This is a genomic window from Brevibacillus invocatus (genome assembly GCF_003710915.1).
Classification (GTDB): domain Bacteria; phylum Bacillota; class Bacilli; order Brevibacillales; family Brevibacillaceae; genus Brevibacillus; species Brevibacillus invocatus.
On the sequence record NZ_RHHR01000009.1, the window covers coordinates 1 to 19028 of the forward strand.

General features: G+C 45.2%; 20 protein-coding genes. 1 reads left to right on the forward strand and 19 read right to left on the reverse strand.

From position 1 onward, the window contains the following. Positions 1–698: 698 nt before the first annotated feature. From EDM52_RS04665 to EDM52_RS04715, 13 genes are all read right to left on the reverse strand, one after another. Positions 699–1436 carry a hypothetical protein gene (locus EDM52_RS04665; protein WP_122907882.1) on the reverse strand — a complete coding sequence of 246 codons (738 nt, stop codon included), beginning with the start codon at positions 1434–1436 and terminating at the stop codon, positions 699–701. Between the two features lie 12 nt (positions 1437–1448). Continuing rightward, positions 1449–2345 (reverse strand): tyrosine-type recombinase/integrase, encoded by an 897-nt coding sequence (locus tag EDM52_RS04670; protein ID WP_122907883.1) that lies wholly within the window; start codon positions 2343–2345, stop codon positions 1449–1451. A gap of 65 nt (positions 2346–2410) precedes the next feature. Further along, positions 2411–4222, reverse strand: a complete 1812-nt coding sequence (locus EDM52_RS04675; protein WP_122907884.1) for a DUF927 domain-containing protein — start codon at positions 4220–4222, stop codon at positions 2411–2413. A gap of 183 nt (positions 4223–4405) precedes the next feature. Further along, positions 4406–5068 (reverse strand): hypothetical protein, encoded by a 663-nt coding sequence (locus EDM52_RS04680; RefSeq protein ID WP_122907885.1) that lies wholly within the window; start codon positions 5066–5068, stop codon positions 4406–4408. Positions 5069–5151: 83 nt separating this feature from the next. Then, complete coding sequence (locus EDM52_RS04685; protein ID WP_023555275.1) at positions 5152–5721, reverse strand: hypothetical protein; 570 nt, start codon at positions 5719–5721, stop codon at positions 5152–5154. A gap of 510 nt (positions 5722–6231) precedes the next feature. After that, entirely contained in the window at positions 6232–6711 is a 480-nt protein-coding gene (locus EDM52_RS04690; protein WP_122907886.1) for a ribbon-helix-helix domain-containing protein, read from the reverse strand. 149 nt (positions 6712–6860) lie between these two features. Next, positions 6861–6998, reverse strand: a complete 138-nt coding sequence (locus EDM52_RS24495; RefSeq protein WP_023555273.1) for a hypothetical protein — start codon at positions 6996–6998, stop codon at positions 6861–6863. A gap of 44 nt (positions 6999–7042) precedes the next feature. Beyond that, entirely contained in the window at positions 7043–7369 is a 327-nt protein-coding gene (locus EDM52_RS04695) for a DUF960 family protein (RefSeq protein ID WP_103108904.1), read from the reverse strand. A 2-nt stretch (positions 7370–7371) separates the two neighbouring features. Next, the gene (locus EDM52_RS04700) at positions 7372–7851 is read right to left on the reverse strand and encodes a JAB domain-containing protein (protein ID WP_023555271.1); all 480 of its coding nucleotides are present in this window, start codon (positions 7849–7851) and stop codon (positions 7372–7374) included. Positions 7852–7921: 70 nt separating this feature from the next. Beyond that, the gene (locus EDM52_RS04705) at positions 7922–8167 is read right to left on the reverse strand and encodes a hypothetical protein (protein ID WP_023555270.1); all 246 of its coding nucleotides are present in this window, start codon (positions 8165–8167) and stop codon (positions 7922–7924) included. After that, positions 8164–8601 (reverse strand): hypothetical protein, encoded by a 438-nt coding sequence (locus EDM52_RS04710; RefSeq protein WP_103108905.1) that lies wholly within the window; start codon positions 8599–8601, stop codon positions 8164–8166. The genes EDM52_RS04705 and EDM52_RS04710 overlap by 4 nt, the downstream gene beginning before the upstream one ends. Positions 8602–8687: 86 nt before the next feature. Next, entirely contained in the window at positions 8688–8834 is a 147-nt protein-coding gene (locus tag EDM52_RS24500) for a hypothetical protein (protein WP_164684902.1), read from the reverse strand. Positions 8835–8885: 51 nt separating this feature from the next. Then, positions 8886–9374, reverse strand: coding sequence for a hypothetical protein (locus EDM52_RS04715; RefSeq protein WP_122907887.1), 489 nt, complete (start codon positions 9372–9374; stop codon positions 8886–8888). A 198-nt stretch (positions 9375–9572) separates the two neighbouring features. On the opposite strand from EDM52_RS04715, the gene EDM52_RS04720 reads away from it, so the two are divergent. Then, positions 9573–9926, forward strand: a complete 354-nt coding sequence (locus EDM52_RS04720) for a helix-turn-helix domain-containing protein (RefSeq protein WP_122907888.1) — start codon at positions 9573–9575, stop codon at positions 9924–9926. A 1-nt stretch (position 9927) separates the two neighbouring features. On the opposite strand, the gene EDM52_RS04725 is transcribed toward EDM52_RS04720, so the two are convergent. The 6 genes from EDM52_RS04725 to EDM52_RS04750 all read right to left on the reverse strand — a co-directional run bounded on the left by EDM52_RS04725 (position 9928) and on the right by EDM52_RS04750 (position 18732). Then, the gene (locus EDM52_RS04725) at positions 9928–10209 is read right to left on the reverse strand and encodes a hypothetical protein (protein ID WP_122907889.1); all 282 of its coding nucleotides are present in this window, start codon (positions 10207–10209) and stop codon (positions 9928–9930) included. Positions 10210–10229: 20 nt separating this feature from the next. Further along, positions 10230–11105, reverse strand: a complete 876-nt coding sequence (locus tag EDM52_RS04730; RefSeq protein ID WP_122907890.1) for a tyrosine-type recombinase/integrase — start codon at positions 11103–11105, stop codon at positions 10230–10232. A gap of 59 nt (positions 11106–11164) precedes the next feature. Next, the gene (locus tag EDM52_RS04735; RefSeq protein ID WP_245996515.1) at positions 11165–11434 is read right to left on the reverse strand and encodes a hypothetical protein; all 270 of its coding nucleotides are present in this window, start codon (positions 11432–11434) and stop codon (positions 11165–11167) included. Positions 11435–11458: 24 nt separating this feature from the next. After that, on the reverse strand, positions 11459–12298 hold the full coding sequence (locus tag EDM52_RS04740; RefSeq protein ID WP_245996517.1) for an Rpn family recombination-promoting nuclease/putative transposase: 840 nt from the start codon (positions 12296–12298) through the stop codon (positions 11459–11461). A gap of 447 nt (positions 12299–12745) precedes the next feature. Further along, entirely contained in the window at positions 12746–15328 is a 2583-nt protein-coding gene (locus EDM52_RS04745) for an Ig-like domain-containing protein (protein ID WP_122907892.1), read from the reverse strand. 188 nt (positions 15329–15516) lie between these two features. Continuing rightward, positions 15517–18732, reverse strand: coding sequence for an S-layer homology domain-containing protein (locus EDM52_RS04750; protein ID WP_122907893.1), 3216 nt, complete (start codon positions 18730–18732; stop codon positions 15517–15519). Between the last annotated feature and the right edge of the window lie 296 nt (positions 18733–19028).

Consider the following 19028-nt stretch of genomic DNA (forward strand, 5'->3'; position numbering starts at 1 on the left):
CAAACCTAGGGGGTTAATCCGGTATCACTAGGTGTAGTTGTCAAATCTTCAGCAGAAGCTTTATCAACCTCTTGGTTAAATACAACCTCAACTTGTGTACCGTTAATAGCACAAAACCCACGAGAAATTCCCATTTTTCTGGATAGTCCAAAACCCTAACGGACTCAAGGAGTTTGGCAATCGTCTCTTCTCACAGCATAGTAAAAGCCGAGTGAAAGTCTAGTGAGTTGTTGGGGAGCAGAGGAAAAGCTGAGTGAAAGCCGAACGAGGAAAAAACGAAAAACTCCCGGAAAAACCGTGAGAAACCCGCAAATCAAAACCACGTCTTTTCTTGCCAGACAACAAAACCCCGCAATCCCGTAATACCCGATAAAAAAAGTAATTTTAAACATGGAATTTCACCATCAAAAAAGACTCGAAAAAGAAGAGAAGAAACAAGACATATAATAAGGCAGGAAAAAAATAAGGAACCGAAAGAAAAGGGTCGAGGGAACTGTCGTAAGAGCACGAAAGTCACTTGAAAATAATCTGTCGCTCGAACGATCTTCCACCCAAAACGGTTAACTGACTATCTCCATACTGTGGGAGACATCTGGTTTCTTTATTTAGGACAGCCTTTTTCTGTTCGGAAAAACGGGAAATGCGGGGAACCCTTGATCTGACAACAAAAAAAGCGGGGGAGGTTTTCCCGCTCCCCGCTACGCTTGCAACACACTGCTCAGTTGATCTTCGTACCCATACTTCTTGAAAAATTCGGCTAGAGCTACCTCAATGATTACACGTTGGGTGACATTGAACTCCTTGCTGAAATCGCTCAGGAGAGTCATCAGCGAGGTCGGGAAACCAAGCGTTTTGTTGGCCTTGGCTCCTCGAAACTTGTACCGAGGCAGGGTTCCATCGTTCTCCGTTTCCAAAAGGTCAAACAGTTTGTTCTGCTTGGACAAGAGGTAGGCCAACAGCTGCTGGTAGTCTTCCAAGCCGTCTGCTGACTTGGAAGGTAGCTGTACTGCCGCCGTTTGCTCGTTTTTTTTCTTGGTGGAGAGGCTTTCACTGTACTCGTAGTTTTCTTGCTCACTACTCCAAACGTACCCTTGCCCCTTCATGTAGTCGCCCATTTCGTCGACGGTGGCAAACCCTTGCTTGATGGCTACCTGACGGATGTTGGCATTGCTTTGGCTCAGTTGACGAATGATTTGTCCAGCTTTGCTGTTCAAAAAACGAGACTCTTCCGCTGCTGACGTAGTTTCATCTTCTTCGGGAACAAACGTGTTACCGTTCCAACGCATCCCCCTTCTGCGGAAGTACTGGTCGATTGAAAACCACCCTTTGTGTCCAAAATGCTCGGTGATTTCTTGCTTACTTTTGCCTTCTGCCAGCAAAGCAAGCGTGGTTTTGATTTTTGAATCGTCGTATACGCTGGGATCAAACATGGTCATGGTTATTCCTCCTTAGAAATCAATGCGGTTCACGGCTTCTGCCAGATCGGTCTGCTGCACATGCAGGTACCTTGAGGTAGTCCGTATGTTTTCATGTCCTAACAGGCGTTGAATGACCGCCACATGGGTATCCTTTGTGACCAAGTAGCTGGCAAACGAGTGGCGCAAGATGTGACTAGTGACGTGTTTGGGGATGCCCGCTTCTTGGTAAGCTTCCTTCAACAGCCGATTGACGTACTGCTCACTCACTGTTCCCGTTTTCTTGAGGGCAAAGAAGAAGAGAGAATCGGTAGCAGGGCGGTATTTGGCTAGGTACTCCTTCATGTGCTGAATCAGCTTCTGATTCATCGGCACACGACGGTTTTTCCCGCCCTTACCATCAATCACTTGGACAAACCCTTCCTCCAGGTTCACGTCGCGCAGCGTGAGGTTGATGCATTCATTGACCCGAATGCCTGTGTGAGCCATCATCATGGCAAAGTGGTGAATGACTGGGTGCTTGATGGCCTGAATAATGGCTTCGATCTCGTCTTTGTTGAGGTAGGTACGTTCAAATTCCGGTACTTTTACCCTTTCCACGTCATCGACCGGATTTTCCTTTACCAGCTTCTTTTTCTTCAAGCAAGTAAAGAAGGTAGACAAGGCGTTGATCTTACGGTTGACCGTTCTCGGCTTACAGTCTCGTTCGTTGGTCAAGTATTCGACAAACGCATCCACTTGGGGAAACATTACTTCGTCAACAAACACAGGGCCATTCGAACGATCCGACAACCATCTCTGGAATTGGCTCACGTCCATCTTGTACCCCCGCAAGGTTTCTTCTCGCATTCCCCTTGCCTTGAGCCAATCCAAAAAGAGCGGAATGGTCTGTGTGAACAACATGCTATCTATGGGAATCATCGTTTTCATGTGCGTATCCTCCTTGTTTTGAGTTGAAAGTGATGGAGAGAGGAAGGCTCTGTCGCCATCCCCGTTCACATGTCCTCTTCATCAAGCGTAGGGTCATCAGGCAGCCTGCCCCTTCTGACGAGACCCTCTAGCTGTTCGTTCGGGATTTTTAGGTTGTACGTCGTGTCTTCCTGCTTTTTGGGAGGTGTTTCACCAAGCGCTTTTTTTCGCTCCTGTTGTTCTGACTCATCAAAAATCCGTGTACGCATCGTAGATCGATCACTTTCGGTGACGAGCCATTTCCTCTCTTTCCATTCTCGAATCAAGCCCTTTGTATCCTCAAATCCTAGTTGCTTCAACTGCTGCTCCAGGACATGCTTGAGGAAAGCCACCTCGGTGTTGGCCCCCTGCGGGAACATTTTGCCCCAACAATTGATTGGATTGGAGTAGACCCCTTCGATGCGAAAATTGCTCTGATGCTGGATGATGAGCTGAACCATCAGCTTCCATGCTTTCAAACCAATGTCGCGCTCCCCACTGATGGCTTCCTCCTGTTGGACAAGGAAATCAAGAATGGCGTCAAGACGCAGATTGAGATCCAACGCTCGGTTGGCCAAATCGGCTGCTGTCAGGAGAATGGCGTACTTCTTTGCGATCCGTGTACGAAATGGCGTATCCGGCAAAACTTCTGCACAGCGTTCCTGCCACTCCTGCCATGTCTCGTCTATGATGCCAAGCCCTTGGTCGAACAGGTATCGTACAAATGTTTCACCAGCATGACCGTAGTTGTGCTGGACAACCTCCCGAATCGCATCTGCATGGGGGGCTGACTTGGTCCACTCAATGCCTTTGAAATCGAAGGCTCTGACAGTCAAGCCGACATTATGATTGGTTCGTTCAAAAATGGACAGCTCCCCTGTGGAAAGGACGACCAACGCCCACTGCCCTTGTTTGCGTTGTTGGATGGTATCTGTGAGGCGACCCTTTTCCTGGCCCGATGCCAACACATACAACATACTGGTCAAGGATGCTTCATTACTCATGGACAACTCATCGAGGACGACGGGGATTCCGAAGTTACCCCCCAGCATGTTGATCATTGAATTGCTCGTTGCATTCCACGATTTCACAAGCCCCTTCATTTTGAAGGAAGGCTTACCAAAGATCGAAACTTCAAGAAAAGTTCCCGTTGTTTTGCCTTTTGTACTTTTTCCACCTAAGTGAATGATCAGACTATCCACGTCATCGTACAGGTACGAAAGGTAGCCAACGATTGGTGAAGCAAAACCAGCAGACAACAAAAATTCCAGTGGTGCGTATCCGATCACATGTTCCCGAACCATCTTCAACCATGTGCCGAGGTCGCCCTTGGGCTTTAAGTTGTAGTTGCCATTTTCATTGTCATTGATGGCCTTGACTGAGTCGTTGGCGGAAATGATGCGGTGATGGCGAAAAACGAGCTGCTTTTGGTTGTCACGATGCCAGCCGACTTGATGGAAAACAGCTTTGTGTGGGGCACGCTTTTGTTGCTCACGTAAGTAGGTGGCAATCACTTTGACAAACTCATGTGGAATGTCGACGCCCTTGCCCATGAGCTTGATGAGCTCACTGGGAACGAGCTGACCCATCCCGATCCGAAGCTCTTGGTATGTTCCCTTGAACTTGTAGCAAAGATCAAGATGCACATCCTTGGTGTCCAGGTTCTGTACCGTCTGTTTGATAAACAACGGCTCGCAGACTTTCGTAATGGTTTCTTCGCCCGTTTTCTGGTCTGTTTTTTTCAGGAACAGCGCCTTGTTAGTTACGGTGAAATCCCCAAAGGAAAAGGTCTGGCTATTTTTGAGTGCTTCTTCCGTAATGTGGATGCGGTGGGATGACTTTTTCGGTTGGCTTGTCATGTTTGACTCCTTTCCAGGGGGAGGAGGGGAGTACCCTCCCCTGGTTTACTGGTATACATGTCACCCCTACGGCATCAGGAACGATACCATTCCGAACGGTCACATATATATAATTTCTACTTGAAATCTGATTCGTTCCATTTTCTGGCTACTATTCGTGCCTGGATCCACCAGAAGCATCACTTATCTGACGCAAACTTCGATTCCACAAATCTGATCAAAATCTTGCAAGGGTTTTATCTTGTTCTGGTAATCATGGTATAGCTTGATCATCGGGATACTATGGTACCTCAGTTCGCCATCATAGAAGTCCTCTGTCGGGACTGGCGTACTAAAATCAATGCTGATGAGCATCTTGAGGAAGTTATCACGCATTTTGTAAAACTCTTGCTCAGAGAGGAACCTTCTTGCTTCCGGTATCTCCCAAACGGCTGTCAGGGATTCGGGATCATACATAAGGGTAAGCGGAACCAAGGGGAGCTCCTTCAGTGCCTGTTGGAGCTCGGCAATCATTACTAAACGTTGTTCGGAGGTCAGTTGATCAACAGGCTGTCCCTTGTAATCCATGAAATGGACTTCAATGAACGGGCGGTAATTTCTATGGAAGTACTGGACTGCCTCGTTAAATGCCTCGTTCAAATCCTCATCATGAAAATCATCGAACATTTCAACGAGGTAGTTGGCCTTCATCTTCTCTTCCACGAGGTACTGGTCAACGAATTTCATTAAAGATCCCATAGCCAAATCCTGATCCCTCATTGCTTCCTGCCCCACCTTTGGTACTACCACTGGATGTTGAACTCCGAATGCTTTTGCTTGAATGCGGTTGTTTACTTGATTCTTCATGAACATTACCTCCATTTTTCTGGTGCAGTGATTGGATTTGAAAAAATCGGTGACATGCAATTGAGTTCCTTTACACTAAGTGCTTAGTAGAACCCTTTGGGAAAAGGATCACCTGTAATGCCTTTATCTGATCTAAAGTCATATACCAAAATGGAACGCCACAATTTCGATCGATGGTTGCTTAATTGATCTGTAATATGGCTATATTCTAGTTTTTCAGCTTGAATACTTACCCCAAACAATCTTTGGTAGAGAGCTTCCTCGTTGGTCAGTTTGTTCGCCTGATCATCCCATGTAAGGTCCATAATAGTCCCTTTCGTGAAACCAAACGTATTCAGGTAACTTTGGAAGTTTTCAAGTAAATTGTAGAAATCAATTGGGTTTTCGAAGAAAAAAGGAAATGGCGGATACCAGTGTGCTGTAATGCCATCATCAGAGATAAACGCCTCATTTGGAGGTAGTTCGAGCGCACTTAGCCGATTTATAAACGCTTGATACACCTCTTTTATTTCTTCCTTTGCAAAGTCAGTTAGTAAAGTCCCGTTATACGTTTGAAAATTAGCAGCTATTTGGTAGAGAGGAATTTTCCCATTGCACATCTCATGAATCAACTCAATATCCGAAACCGTCAAAATCACTTTATTGTGAACCATATTATTGACCTCCATATCCCTGGATTGAACAAGTGAATCTACTGCATGCTTTTGTCAAGAAACCAAGATTGAACAAAGAAGGGGGAGAAACATAAGTGCCCCTGAAATGCTCCTCCTTTCCGTATTAGTGAACAGCTGAATCATTTTTAGTCAGTGTCTGACTATCAAAACCTCGATTGTCGAGCTCCTTTTTGGAGACGCAAAAAGGACGCTCGTTAACAACAAGAATCCTTTCGTACAGACTTAAATAAGCCTGTGAGCACAACGGCTCTGAAAAAATTCCTCGTGTTAATGGGCGTCTCGTTACGGACTGCGTACTTGGTTACTGTCCGTATTAACTGACTGTTAGCTTGCTTCCCGGAATACATGTATTCCCGCAGGGGCTGCCTTTTGTCGAGGTATTTATTTGTAAACAAACTATATCACGTCACTTACACAGAATTCAAGTACTTTTTTTCGATAACGAAAATTAACTATTCCATCCTAACAACTGGGAAGGAACGGCTACATCTATTCAACTTTGTTTCCGATTCTATTGAGATAGTGGTGGATAGCTTCCGCTACCAGCCAACTGTAGCTGGGGATGTACCGTTCCTTTTTCAGCTTTTCCATCGTCTCGATCAACTCTCGATCCACGTAGACCGTTAGCTTTTTATGCTGCTCATGAAAATCGGGCCGTTTTTGCAACCCAGGGTAGGAAGGGGAGGCATGAGCAATTCCAGTGATTTTTGACGTTTCACGTTCTGAAAAGCCCTGCCTAGACTGGCCCTTTGGATTTCGTCTGCTGCGACTCTCTTCTGCTGGTACAAAAAGACCCGCATCGCCTTCTTCCCAGCCATCTTCCATTTCCGTGCCTTCACTTTTGTCTGGAACCCAGTCATTGTTTACGTGGTGTTCATTCCCCCAGTTGATTCCATGTGTAGCTCCTTCTTGTTGGTTACTATTTTGTGTCCCTGTAAGGTTCCAATTCCGTTTCCGTCGTTCAAACATGGTATTCCCTCCATGACTTTTTTTGTAGTCGACACCGACGTCGACGTCGACTTTATGAAAATGTTTCTATGTATGTGAAAGCAAAAAAAAGAGGGCAAACACTGTCTGCCCATGTATCCCGGCAACTGTACCAGCCGGGACTCATCCGTTTACTGCAACAATGTGTGTAGATCTTCCGCAAGAAGCCCGTGCTCGTTCGCTACCTGAGCAATGGCTTCGTCCCTACTCATTCCATCAAGGACTCGTTCCGCTATGTCCCAAATTACAGCTTGAAGAACTGGATGCATGCCTGATTCCTCCTTTCCAAATGTGGTGTTTCGCGTTTACCGCCTCAGTATTCCTCCGCTAGTAGAGCTGTACTGTACTCCCCCGAATCGATGATCCAAACCGTAACTCCGATCGCTAGATTCTCGGTATGATCCACGTAAATCACTTCCTCATGGAAAGGCTGTTCCTGTCGGTTCAGTACCTTCTGCAACGGCTCCCCGTCTACCCATTCAGCCGAAAGTTCAAAGATTTGGAGGTGATCCAACTGATCTCCCCGTACCTGCCGTTTCTCAAGGATGCTCCACAGCATCCGCTGTAATTCAATCGGCACGACTTCATTGACCCCACGTGTCACGTATCTGTCCGTTGAAAACATTTTCCGCGCTTCCATCTTTACATGTACCCCTTTTCCTTTAGGCTTACGTAGGCACCCTCTACTCCCACCACAATGTGATCCAAAACAGTGATGCCCAGCAGTTCACCTGCTTCTTGAAGTCTTTTTGTTACTTCAATGTCTTCTCTGCTGGGAGTAGGGTCGCCGCTCGGATGGGAATGCGCTACAATGATGGATGCCGAATTGGAGAGAATCGCGATCTTAAATGTCTCACGGGGATGTACGATGGAAGCATCCAGTGAACCAACTGAAACCGTGTGAATAGCTGTTGGCTCATTTTTGGTATTCAGGCAGAGCAACAAGAACTGTTCCCGATCCGTTGCATCCAGAAACTGCCGAAATAGTCCTGCAGCATCGCTAGCCATTCTGATTCGTCTTTGCGGGTACAGGAGACTAGACTCCCGTACCATTTTTACCGAGACAATGCTGACTCGCTTAGCTGGTGTATGTCCTGTTTCAGTTACCACCGTATCGTTCATATGTTCTCCTCCCATTTCTGAAAATAGGGACTCCCCAAAACGGCGAGCTCCTAGTTCATTGTCTTTTCAACTACTCCTCAAGAAATCGCTGTATTTCAATCGCTTCTTTCATTTCGCGAATGCGTTTATTCGCCAGTTCGTCCAGTATCACCCGCACTCTGTCGATGTTGACTTGAATTTCTCCGCCTTCACACTCGATTTTCCGAATGAACAGCAGTCCGTTCATGACATACAAGATGCGTCTATCTTCAAGATACAGCGGGTATCCTCCTTTTAACTCCCGCTTGAACTCCCGGATCAACTCTTCTTTGTTCATCTTCCTTCCCCCGTCCCTTGAAAAATAGCATCTCTTTCAGCCTGTTCTTCCAGCCAGGTTTTCATTTCATCGTCCGTTACAGCTTCAAGAGGAAGGTATAAGGCCATCGCGTACTCATTGGTGTAAATGACCACTACCTTGTACCAGCACTCGCCGTTCCGTTCTACCTTCTCTACAAACTCCGGCAGGCTTCCTAGTAAACCTTCACGATTGCGCTCCAGTCCCACCACGGACAAATCCCGCAGATTGTCGCCTTTCTCCAAGACAACCATGAAGCCGTACATGTCCAACGTGAAATCTTCGTCCAAACCGTCGAAGTCAAAAGCTTCTTTTAGTCCGTGAAACTCTTCCTTCAAGTAGGAAGTAAACGCATATGAAAACACCCGCGCCTGTCGCAGCAGTCGTACATCCTGAATGGTTTTGATTGTCCGCATCATTAATCCCTCCAGAAATGAAAAAGGGACTCCCCGTCTGCCGTAGCAGAAGGAAATCCCCGTTATTTGGAAAATCAGTTGATTGATTATTGCCAGAAAGTACGGAACAGCCATTTTCGAATGGCGACTCCGGCAATTCCACCGACAGTCACTGCCACCATGAAATCAATGTCGCTGAACATCCAGCAGATAGCACCAATAACAGCTCCACCTATCGCCCATTTTACAATCATTTTCTTTTTCCCCTTCTCTTTGTATTTGCGTTCATTTGTTACCGGTAATGATTAACTATTATTAATTTGGTTAGTCGCTTGCCGAATGGTCTCGTAATCATTGAAGGTTTTCCTCAAAAACACGACAGCCTCCATGTTTCCAAGAAGGAATCCGTCTACTGCCACGTAGGAAACCTCAAAGGTGCCATTATCCAAAAGCTCGAACTTGAGTTGCAACTCGTAGTTTTCCATCTCCGAGTAGTACAAACCAGTAAACTCTACGAATTTCTTACCATTGGATTCGCTGAACGTCCACTTTGGCTCCGAGTGCAAGTACTCTAGCACCTCACCCAGTGGTTCAGTGGAGTATTGCTGGAGCGAACTAGCTTTAATGGCCTCCACATACTTTTTGCCTGGTTCAACAGCTTCTTCAATTTTCCCCTGTACATCTACTCCCATCCATGAAGCGATGAACCACACCGCTAGGACGATGATCCCCAGACTCGTCATGAAACTGTAGAATTTGTTCATGCCGTTGAGGATCTTTTTACCTGCTCCCATTCCTTGTACATCCTCCCTTGATGACTTTTGGCCTATCTAAGCGTTTTCTCAATTAGTTGTCGGAACATAGATGATTTCATCGAATCTAGTAGAATCTTCCTATATTATCTTATAGATGTTAATTGTTAGTCAATTACTATTTATAGTGTGTGTAAATGGTTTTTACCCTCTAGTACGCTTGACTAGAGGTGGTTCCATATGGAAGAGAGCACGAAACAGCTTGCGAAAATGTTAGGTGAACGTATCCGCAGTCTCCGTCTGGAACAGGGACTCAGCCAGGAACAACTCGGTGAGCGCTCTGGACTGCACACCAACTACATTGGTCAAATTGAGCGGGGGGAGAAGAACCTTACCCTCGAAACCTTGCTAAAAATTGCCCGTAGCTTGGGGACTTCTTTGGAGCAGCTCCTGCATTCCGTTGATCCGCTCGATGTTCAAACCCCTCTTGGGCAAATTGTCGTCATGCTCTCTGAACGTCCTGTGGCCTACCAAACCCTTGTTTTAGCGTTGATGAAAACTGTTTTTTCATGGGAAGAAGAAAAGCGGAAGTAAGTCACAGTGGACTTTCTTCCGCTTGTTTGTTTGCCGAGGGAAATTGGCAGGCGAGAACGGTCATTTCCCAGCGTACCGCAAAAATCTCCCTGCGCAGCTTTTCTTCCCGCTGTTGAATCCATTCGCACACTTCCTTGAGTGTATCCTGGCATGCTTCTCCCCGTTGTTTGTACAGCATCTCATCCTTTAAGAGATACATCGCTTTCTCGCATGTCCTTGCACCCCGTATCAACGTATCCTCCTTGCCAACAAGCTCTTCGTATTTTTCCTGTACGCTTTTCATGGAATTTCCCCCTGATTCATTTACAGCAAGGCTACAGCCTGCTCCTTGTCCTGTCTGCTAGTGTTGATGTAGTAGTGCGCCGTCGTCTGGATGTGAGCATGGCCTGCCAGCTTAGAGACGGTGGTGAGCGGTACCCCTTTCTTGAGCAGTCGGGAGCAGAAGGTATGGCGAAATTTGTGGGGATAGAGCTTGAAACCAAGCTGCTTCTCCAAGCCCTCTAGCAGCGTGTTGACTGCGTCCTTATGCATCTTCTCGGCTCGTTGACTGAGCAGGAGGTAGGGACTGTCTCTGTGCTTATTTGCCTGCCGTTCTGACCGGATGTACTCTTTGATGAGTTCCACAAGATCAGGGCGAAGCGGAATCTCCCTGTACTTGCCACCCTTACCCGTTACCCTGAGCGTATTCGTGAGGTAGTCCAAGTCATGAAGCTGAATCCCACACAGCTCGCTTACACGAACGCCTGTGTACAACAGCAGCCAGACAATGAGGTGGTTGCGCACACTGACTTTGCTCCTGTCCTGGACGAAAAAGAGCAGCTGGTTGACCTCTTGCTCCGAAAACACCTCCACCTCTCCCTCACTGCCAGCGGCCACCTTGATCCTGTCTTTCTGCAGCGTGACGACTTGCTCAGTGGTCAGCTTACGGTCGATCAGGAACAGGTTGAACGCCTGTAGCGAATTGATTTTCTTGTTGATGGTGGCCACTGCGTACTTGTTTTCCATGAGGTGATTTTTGTAGCTGGAGACGTAGAAGCGTTTCAAGTCAGCGGGCTGCTCCACTCCCATCCCTGTCAGGAACGCACAAAACGCTTTTACGTCGCCCACGTACGACTCGATGGTTTTCGGCGCGATCCCGTTTTCTACGAGGGACTGCTCAAACTCCTCGATCAGTTGCATTCATTCTCCCTCCTGAAACGCAAAAATGCCCTGCTGCCTTTTGATTGGCGCAGGGCGTGTTAGTCTTGGCTTACTAAAGTAAACTTGCGAAAGGTACGCCAGATGGATGACTCATCTGGACTCCATGCCTGACGGACATTCTCTGGATCAAGAATGCGGTAATGCTCGGTGATGAGGTTTTTCTGTAGCTTCCAGCCGTTTTTCCTGTCCAGGGTGTCCCAGAAGAAGCTCCCTCCTAGTGTTTTGGTCGGTAGGTTCGGGAAAAGCATGTACAACAACTCCTTTGATTTTTTTGAACGTAAAATGCCCTGCATCCATTGATTGGACACAGGGCTGATTGTGAGAGCTGCTGTTTAGTGAAGCTGCTGTTTCAGTTTTTCGATTTCTTCCGTTGGCAATCCCGTTGCTTTTGCAACCATTTCAACAGTCATGTCCATCGCTAGCAGATTTTTGGCAACTTCCTTTGCCTTTTGACGCTCGCCTTCTGCCTTTGCGCCTTCAATCATGTTGAGCTCATCCTTCAAGGCCATTTCCCGCATCTCATATAATTTACGGGCTTCCTTATCCTGATTCAGAAACTCAAGCACATTGACCGCCTTACGAATCGTTGGTTCACTCATCGCCAATTCCTCCAGTTTCGTTTGGCTCTCGGCTTTCAGGAACAACAGCCATTTCACCAGCAGATCGCTGGTTTCCTGATGTTCGAATCCAAGTTTCGGCAACTCAAGAAAATGGATTTCAAGATTGTCCGTCAAAACGAAGCTCTCTGTGTCTTCCCTCAGACGAAAAACACTGTGGTAGCTCTTCGAGTGTAGGTACGAGAAATCCACAATGCTAATCGTGACAGTCTTTTTGAGGTTTCGGTATGGTTCACCCTCTGCCAGTTGACCTTCGTACATCTTTGCCCAGTAGTACAGGGAGCGTTTCTCCATGTCGTACTTGTTGTGCAGTTGTACTTCGATGTTGATCTGTTCGCCTGTCTTCGTTTTCCCCCTGACATCAAGGATGGATGCCTTGTCACCCACCTGATCCGCGTTGATGTGCGGGTCAACCAGCGTGATCTCCTGTAGCTGTTTTCCTTCCTCTGGCTTTAGTGTCGCGTTGAGAAAAGACAGCAACAAGTCTTTGTTTTCCTCAGTACCAAAAATCCGCTTGAACACGAAATCGACGATGGGATTCATTCGTTTGGTCACGCCATCACTCTCCCTTGTTCCGTACGTCATATATTTTTATATTTATTATACCACCGGAATGCTTTTCAGACACTCCAGCCAAAGCCTCCTTTCAGACATATTCCTATTAATAATATAGTATTGAAATCTTGATAAAACCGGATTGCTGATCTCTCCTTGAACTGAAAAAAGCCAGCTGCCAAAAACCGGCTACTGACTGCATTCTTTATATTATGCAGAATATTCTGTTATTTATCTTGATATGATGTTATTAGAAAGTACTTAGTGGCAGTCCCTCGGGAAAAGTTATGCAGGGAGTTCTTTTAGCGTTTTGCAGTCAGTTCCATCAAAAAGAAAAAGCCTACCCCTTTCGCGAGGTAGACCCTTTCGACATTCTTCGGGCGGTGACAGGCACCGATCCCCAAGAAAAAAGAGCCCGAGTTATCGGGCTCTCTCTTTGCAAGGAAATTACTTAACAGTAATCTCTTTATCACCTTTAACAGCATTACCTGTTGTAGAAGCATCCTTAACAAGTGTTGGAGTTGCTTTAGTTGCGAGTACAACAGAAGAAGCACTGTTCAGGTCATAGTTTCCATCTGCAGCAAACGCAATTGCTGTAGTGTCACCAGTATCTACTGCACTGATGAGAATATCACCAGCATCATAAATTTTAGAACCATTTACATCTACAAAAGTAAACTTAACAACATCTAATGCATCTGCAGTAGTGTGTGTTTGTCCGTTAACAGTTACTTCCTTATTGTTATCAGAAGCGATACCAATTACGGATTTTTTAACTGTCAATACATATTTACCAGCTTCGGAACCAGTACCATCAGCAATTGCAAATGCTTTGTCAGTTCCTGTGTTGAATTTAGCAGAATCGTTTACAAACAATTCGAAGTCTGCTTCAGTATTAGCACCAGACAGAACTGCTTCACTGAAGGACAGTGTCAATGAACCATTTGTGTTCAGAGTCGCAGCAGACAATTCTGGAGCAACAAAGTCTTTCAGCCCTACCGCATTTTCAGTAAGAGTAACTGCAGTATTACCAGCTTTATCTTTAATTCCAGATACAGTCAGTGCATAGTCTTTGTCTTTAGAAATTGCTTCAACAGGAAGGTTAACTTTAGCAGTTAATGTGGTAGTTCCTGTGATTGTGATATAAGTTCCAGCAGGGAGTGGAGCACCATCTAAACGATAGTTGTTCAGATCCAGAAGTGTTGCTTTGTCAACTTCTACATCATCACTCGCCGTAATTGTGAATGTATTACCAGTTGCAGCGGTACCACCCTCAGTACCAAATGCTACTGTAGGAAGTGTTGTATCATCAGAAGGAACTGCATCTGGATCAACTGTAGTAGATACTACTGCAGAAGTATTTGTATTTGCACTCAAGGAGAGATCATCAACTTGGCCTTGTGGCAATCTTACAGTCAAAGAAGTAATTTTGTCTGTAGCCAAGATTGTAGCTTTGAGTGGAATAACAACTTCTGTTTTATCAAGTGTATTTACTTTAGCTGCAGCGAGTTCAGTATCTGTCAGATACGTAGAAGTAACAACAGCACCGTTATTGTCAATTAATGTCCAGCTTGCAGAAGCAGTATCCATTGCAGCGTCTTTAGCAACTTCTTCGCTGAATTTGACAACCAAAGCACCCTTAGCTAAAGATACACCACCATAAGTTCCAGTAGCATTAGCTTTCTTGAAGCTTACACCAGTTACTGTTGGTGCAGTTTTATCAAGAGTCAATGTTACAGGCTTGCTCGTAGGAGCAATTTTATTTCCAGCTGTGTCTGTAACTTTATCAGTAAATACCAGAGTACCACTGAAAGAGTTGTTTACAAATGGAATTGTGGAGTTTGTCAACTGAATTTGGAAGGTTTTTCCACCAGTTGTGTTAGGTTTGGTGATAATTCCTGCAATGTTTGCAGAGATATCAGCAGAATTACCATCCAACAATTTTACTGCACCACTTGCTTGCAACGAGCTGAGGCTAATTGCTTTATCAAATGTAACTTCTACAAGGTTATCTCTAACCACAGTTACATTACCAACAGTTGGAGCAGTGGCATCACCTGTAATTGTTACGTTTCCATCGTAAGAAGCCAACAGGTTACCAGCGAAATCTTTAAGATTCAGAACTTGAAGAGAATAGCTTTGACCTGCAGTAAGTGGAGCAGTAGTTGTTACTACCAACTCAGTTTTATCATCACCGTAAGCAACAGATCCAGCAACTCCGTTAACTTTAACAACAGGAGAAGTATCAACCACAGGTTCACTGAATTTCAAAGTTACTTTGTTAGTAGTAGTTTTAGCACTTGCAGTTGCAGATACAAATGCTGGAGCAGTTGTATCACTAACACTCAAAATTGAAGTGTATTTTTGAGCAAGTGCATTACCAGCTTCATCTTTTACACCAGTAGATACTTCAACAGTGTAAGTGCCTTTGAAGTATTCGCTGCCACCTGGGTAAACAGTCAATGTTTTTCCATCTTCGCTCAGTTCTGCGTCAACGTTTGCTTCAGTTACCCCTGCTGCGTTAGTTGTTTCGATAAACTTAACATTCAGAAGTTTACCAGAACCATCAACAACTGTATCTTCGTCAACAGCTGTTGCAAATTTGATTTCTACTTGTTTACCGTTAATAGCACTTACACTTTCAACTTTCAGTTCACCAGGAACTACTGGAGGCCAATCAGTTTCATCCTCAGGATTCCATACTTTTCCTTCTTCGCCTACAACTTTATAGTCGTTAGCTTCGAAGTCAGCCTCAGTAGCAGGTTTCAGAACAGTGTTGATGTCATCAGCAGAAAGTGCATCGGACAATTTGGCAGCATTTCCGTTTGGATCAACGAATACGGAATCTTCCAGGTTATCCAAGATCTCATCTAGAGCTGCGTCAAAGTTATCGAGGAAAGGAATGGCACTGTAGTACTTATCTACATCTCCACCAATGTAAATACCAGCGCTTGGTTTAGCCATTGCAGCAGAAGCCATGCTCGCTACGAGTGCAGTCGAGAGCACAGAAAGGACCAGCTTTTTATTCACGTACTACCCCTCCAGATTAAAAAAATAGGATTTTTTATATGAGAAACACTCTAGCTGTATGTAATCTTGTTGAGTGTGTTCCTCCGTACTTAGTTGCATGACAAGTCGCATGAGTAAATCAGAGCAGAGGGGAAAACCCTCTGCCCCAGATTACTCAATCAAGCTTGTGTTTTTCTGTCGTGTTGCTATTAGATAGATACTTCGAATTCTACTGTTTCTTCGCCTTCTTTAGATACAGTTACAGTAGCTTTAGTTTCGCCTGGTTTACCTGTAACTTTCACTTCGAAGTTACCATCAGCATCGATAGTGTCTTCAGCGGAACGAGTACCTACTTTAACTTCTACAGTTGCTCCAGCAAGACCTTCACCAGTTACGGTGTAGATGGAGATCATACCTGGCAGTTGCTCTTTTTCAACAACTTCTACAGAATCTTTGTCTACGAGTTCAGTTGGTGGATCAATTACTCCGCCATCATCTTCACCGTTGGATGGGCTTTGTTTCAAGAATTCTTCTGTATCCAGATCGTATTTCTTAACTTCTTTCTCGCTGTTGATGTAGAGTACATAGTCGTAACGGCTAGCTACGTCTTCAGTACTGAAGAGTACGATGTAGTCGCCTTCTTCAACTTTGTCACCTGCTACCAGGTCGTAAGCGTTGAAGTATGCAGTGTTTGTACGAGTGATGTAAGTTTCGGAATCTTTGTTGCCATCCTTATCTTTCCACTCATAAGTGATTTTGTTGCCGTCAACTTTAGTAGCAATCGCTGTAGTGATGTGAGCGATTTCTGCATCTGCCCAATCATCTTCATCGATCAGTTTCAGGTCTTCGATGGAGTGAGCCATGTCAACCACTTCAACTACTTCGTCAACTTGAACTTCATTGTTTCCATCCAAGCTGAAAGCGATGAAGTCACCACGTCTGATACCTCTGTCAGTCAGTTCGCTGGAGTTGTCGTCCAGAGTGTAGGTTACTTCTTTCACTTCTTTGTCTACGCTAGTAACAACTTTCATAGTGTAGACGCCGCCGGAACGATCCCAACCAAGAACTTGACCGTATTGCATGTCGCTGCTCGCGGATTTACCTTCAACGAGGAAGATAGCTTCAACCTCTTGATCGTCTTCATCTACTGTGAAGAGAACAGTTTGGTTTTTCTCGTCAGCGATTTTGGAGAACTTAGCGATACCTGGCTTTTTCAGGGTTTCACGCAGGGAACCTGTGATTTCGCCAGTCATATCGAAGATAGCAGTGTCTTTCGTTACTTCGTATGTTACGCCGTCGAATTTAACAACTTCTTCGTCTTCATCAGCAGCGTCGTTCCAGTCGGAACCAGCCAGAGTTTCCAATTTGGTTTCGAGAACTTTTACTTTCTCAGCTTCGCCTTTAGCATCCAAGGTTACTTCCAACAGCAATGGGTTGGTTTTGCTTGGAGTGAAGTCTTCGATTACCAGATCCTCATCGTACTCTTTACCATCAGTACCTTTGATGTCTTTAGGATCGATCTCGATAGTGTGTTTTTTACCTTTTTCAGAGATTACTTCGAAGGAGAAGTCTCCACCGGAGTAGATCGCTTGTTTGGTAACAACAGCTTTGAATTTGCGATCGCTGATGCTGTCTTTGGTTTCGATGTGACGAATCCAACCAGCTGGATCCAGATACAGTTTTACTTCTTCTCCATCCAGATCTTTCATGGTGTCTTGGTTGTCTTTTGTGATATCTTCGATATCTTCGTTACCGTTGTCGGAGTAAGTAGATTGATCCAGCTTGAAGCGGTAAGTTTTACCACCGATTACCAGACGGTTGTCTGTAGCTGTACGGATGTTAACTTTTTCTACTTTACCTTCAACTACTGTACGGTTAGCAAACACGAGCAGTTTGTCTTCGTCGCCGTTTGCATAGTATACGCTGTATACATCCATAGGCTTCAGGTCAGCCAAAGTTGCTGGTTTGTTGTCCAGGAATACGAGGTAATCTTCGCCCTCTTCCAGGTCTTCCAGGTCGTTGAACTTTTTGCCGTCCAAGTTGGTGATTTTCTTCTTGTCAGCGTCAACTTTCTCAACGATTTGGGAGCCGTATTTAACGCCCTTAGTCGTTTTCTTCATTGTTTTGTCATCAATTACATGGATGTAACTGATTTCGTTCTTGTCGTTCAGAACGATTTTAGCAGAGAACAGATCGTTGTCAGAGATGATATCTTGCAACAGATCCAAAGAATCGTCTGGTTTGAAGTTGTAAGTTACTTTTACATCTTCAGAGAATTTGTAAGTTTTACCGGAACCATCCAGTTCAACTTTCAGGTTTTTAATAGCACTGTCTTTGTCCAGTTTGCTGCCGTCACCTTTCATGTCGGTGCCGTTCAGGAAGAAGTCACCCAGACGATCCAGAACTACGTCCTCATGAGTAGATCCTTCGATCCAAACGATTGTGCTTGGAGCGTCGTCTTTGATCCAAACTTGAACGTGTTGACCAGCAAATTCGTTAGGGTTGATACCATCAGCTACTTTGTAAGTAGTGTTGTTACCCAAACCAGCGGATTTACCAGCGATTGTGATTTCGTTAGCTTTCAGAGTACCCAGACCAACTACAGGTACGTTAGTAACGAATGGCAGGTCATCGCCATCAAGACGCTCGTCGTTTACCCAATCCATGTCGCGAACTGTTACGTCGAGGTAACGAGTCAGCAGTGTTTCGTTGGAGAATGTGAAACGGATGTCAGTACCGTATTCAACTTGCTCCATCAATTTAACGCGGAGTGCGTTGTCCAGCATTTTGAAAACTTCGCCACGAGTTGCGGCATTGTTCGGAGCTGCTACGTTTTTCGCAATGTTCAGCTCAGAAGCTTTTGCGATGTAGTTGTTAGGCCATGCACCTTTAACTGCAGGGTCATAACCCAGGGCGCGGATGATCATAGCTACTGCTTCCGCGTATGTTACTTGATTTTGAGGTTTAAAGGTTTTGTCTGCATAACCTTTAACGATGTCTTGACCGGAAGCTACGTTTACGAAGCCGGAGAACCAGTCAGCCGTGTTTACGTCAACGAAAGTGGATTGGAATTGTGCCAGTTTAGCACCTTGCTCCAAACCGCGAGCGCGAACGATCAGAGTAGCGAACTCAGCACGAGTGATGGTTTTGTCTACGCCGTAGTCGCCGTTTCCATAACCTGCTACCAATCCGAGTGCTTCCAAACGTTTTACCGTTTTTTCAAGCTGAGCATCCATTACAGGAGCTGTTGTAGCTGCTTCTTCAGCAAAAGCCATAGGAGCAACTGTAAGTGCTAGAGCACTAGCCAGTACACTGTTAACAACCTTTTTCATAACCTTGTGTTCTCCTCCTCTAGTATAAACAAATTGTTCTTGGGGAATATTCGTTGATAATCTATCTTTCTTTTTAAAGCCCGAATCCTGCAAGCGCGTGTCACCTCCTTCCGCAGGACAGCATCGCTTTTTCCGTGTTAAAAATCTCTAGTATATTCAGTATTGTGTAAAATGCAACAATCACTAGTGTAACACAGTTGCTAGAATTCGTGAATCTTTTTTACACAATTCCCCGTGTTTCGTGTGACATCCTATTAAACGCCTCAGCTCAGCAAAAGTTGCGGCGCCTTCGAAAAAAAGTTTAAAGATTTTTTCGTGGTCGTTATTCACTTGTTTATGTAAGGAGTGACAACCGCCACAACTCGTATTATAGGGTACGCTCGGCGGTC

Excerpts from the sequence above, each read along its gene's own strand:
- EDM52_RS04665 (WP_122907882.1), bottom strand. The coding sequence starts at position 1,436 with ATGACCATGTTTGATCCCAGCGTATACGACGATTCAAAAATCAAAACC.
- EDM52_RS04670 (WP_122907883.1), bottom strand. The coding sequence starts at position 2,345 with ATGAAAACGATGATTCCCATAGATAGCATGTTGTTCACACAGACCATT.
- EDM52_RS04675 (WP_122907884.1), bottom strand. The coding sequence starts at position 4,222 with ATGACAAGCCAACCGAAAAAGTCATCCCACCGCATCCACATTACGGAA.
- EDM52_RS04680 (WP_122907885.1), bottom strand. The coding sequence starts at position 5,068 with ATGAAGAATCAAGTAAACAACCGCATTCAAGCAAAAGCATTCGGAGTT.
- EDM52_RS04685 (WP_023555275.1), bottom strand. The coding sequence starts at position 5,721 with ATGGTTCACAATAAAGTGATTTTGACGGTTTCGGATATTGAGTTGATT.
- EDM52_RS04690 (WP_122907886.1), bottom strand. The coding sequence starts at position 6,711 with ATGTTTGAACGACGGAAACGGAATTGGAACCTTACAGGGACACAAAAT.
- EDM52_RS24495 (WP_023555273.1), bottom strand. The coding sequence starts at position 6,998 with ATGCATCCAGTTCTTCAAGCTGTAATTTGGGACATAGCGGAACGAGTC.
- EDM52_RS04695 (WP_103108904.1), bottom strand. The coding sequence starts at position 7,369 with ATGGAAGCGCGGAAAATGTTTTCAACGGACAGATACGTGACACGTGGG.
- EDM52_RS04700 (WP_023555271.1), bottom strand. The coding sequence starts at position 7,851 with ATGAACGATACGGTGGTAACTGAAACAGGACATACACCAGCTAAGCGA.
- EDM52_RS04705 (WP_023555270.1), bottom strand. The coding sequence starts at position 8,167 with ATGAACAAAGAAGAGTTGATCCGGGAGTTCAAGCGGGAGTTAAAAGGA.
- EDM52_RS04710 (WP_103108905.1), bottom strand. The coding sequence starts at position 8,601 with ATGCGGACAATCAAAACCATTCAGGATGTACGACTGCTGCGACAGGCG.
- EDM52_RS24500 (WP_164684902.1), bottom strand. The coding sequence starts at position 8,834 with ATGATTGTAAAATGGGCGATAGGTGGAGCTGTTATTGGTGCTATCTGC.
- EDM52_RS04715 (WP_122907887.1), bottom strand. The coding sequence starts at position 9,374 with ATGGGAGCAGGTAAAAAGATCCTCAACGGCATGAACAAATTCTACAGT.
- EDM52_RS04720 (WP_122907888.1), top strand. The coding sequence starts at position 9,573 with ATGGAAGAGAGCACGAAACAGCTTGCGAAAATGTTAGGTGAACGTATC.
- EDM52_RS04725 (WP_122907889.1), bottom strand. The coding sequence starts at position 10,209 with ATGAAAAGCGTACAGGAAAAATACGAAGAGCTTGTTGGCAAGGAGGAT.
- EDM52_RS04730 (WP_122907890.1), bottom strand. The coding sequence starts at position 11,105 with ATGCAACTGATCGAGGAGTTTGAGCAGTCCCTCGTAGAAAACGGGATC.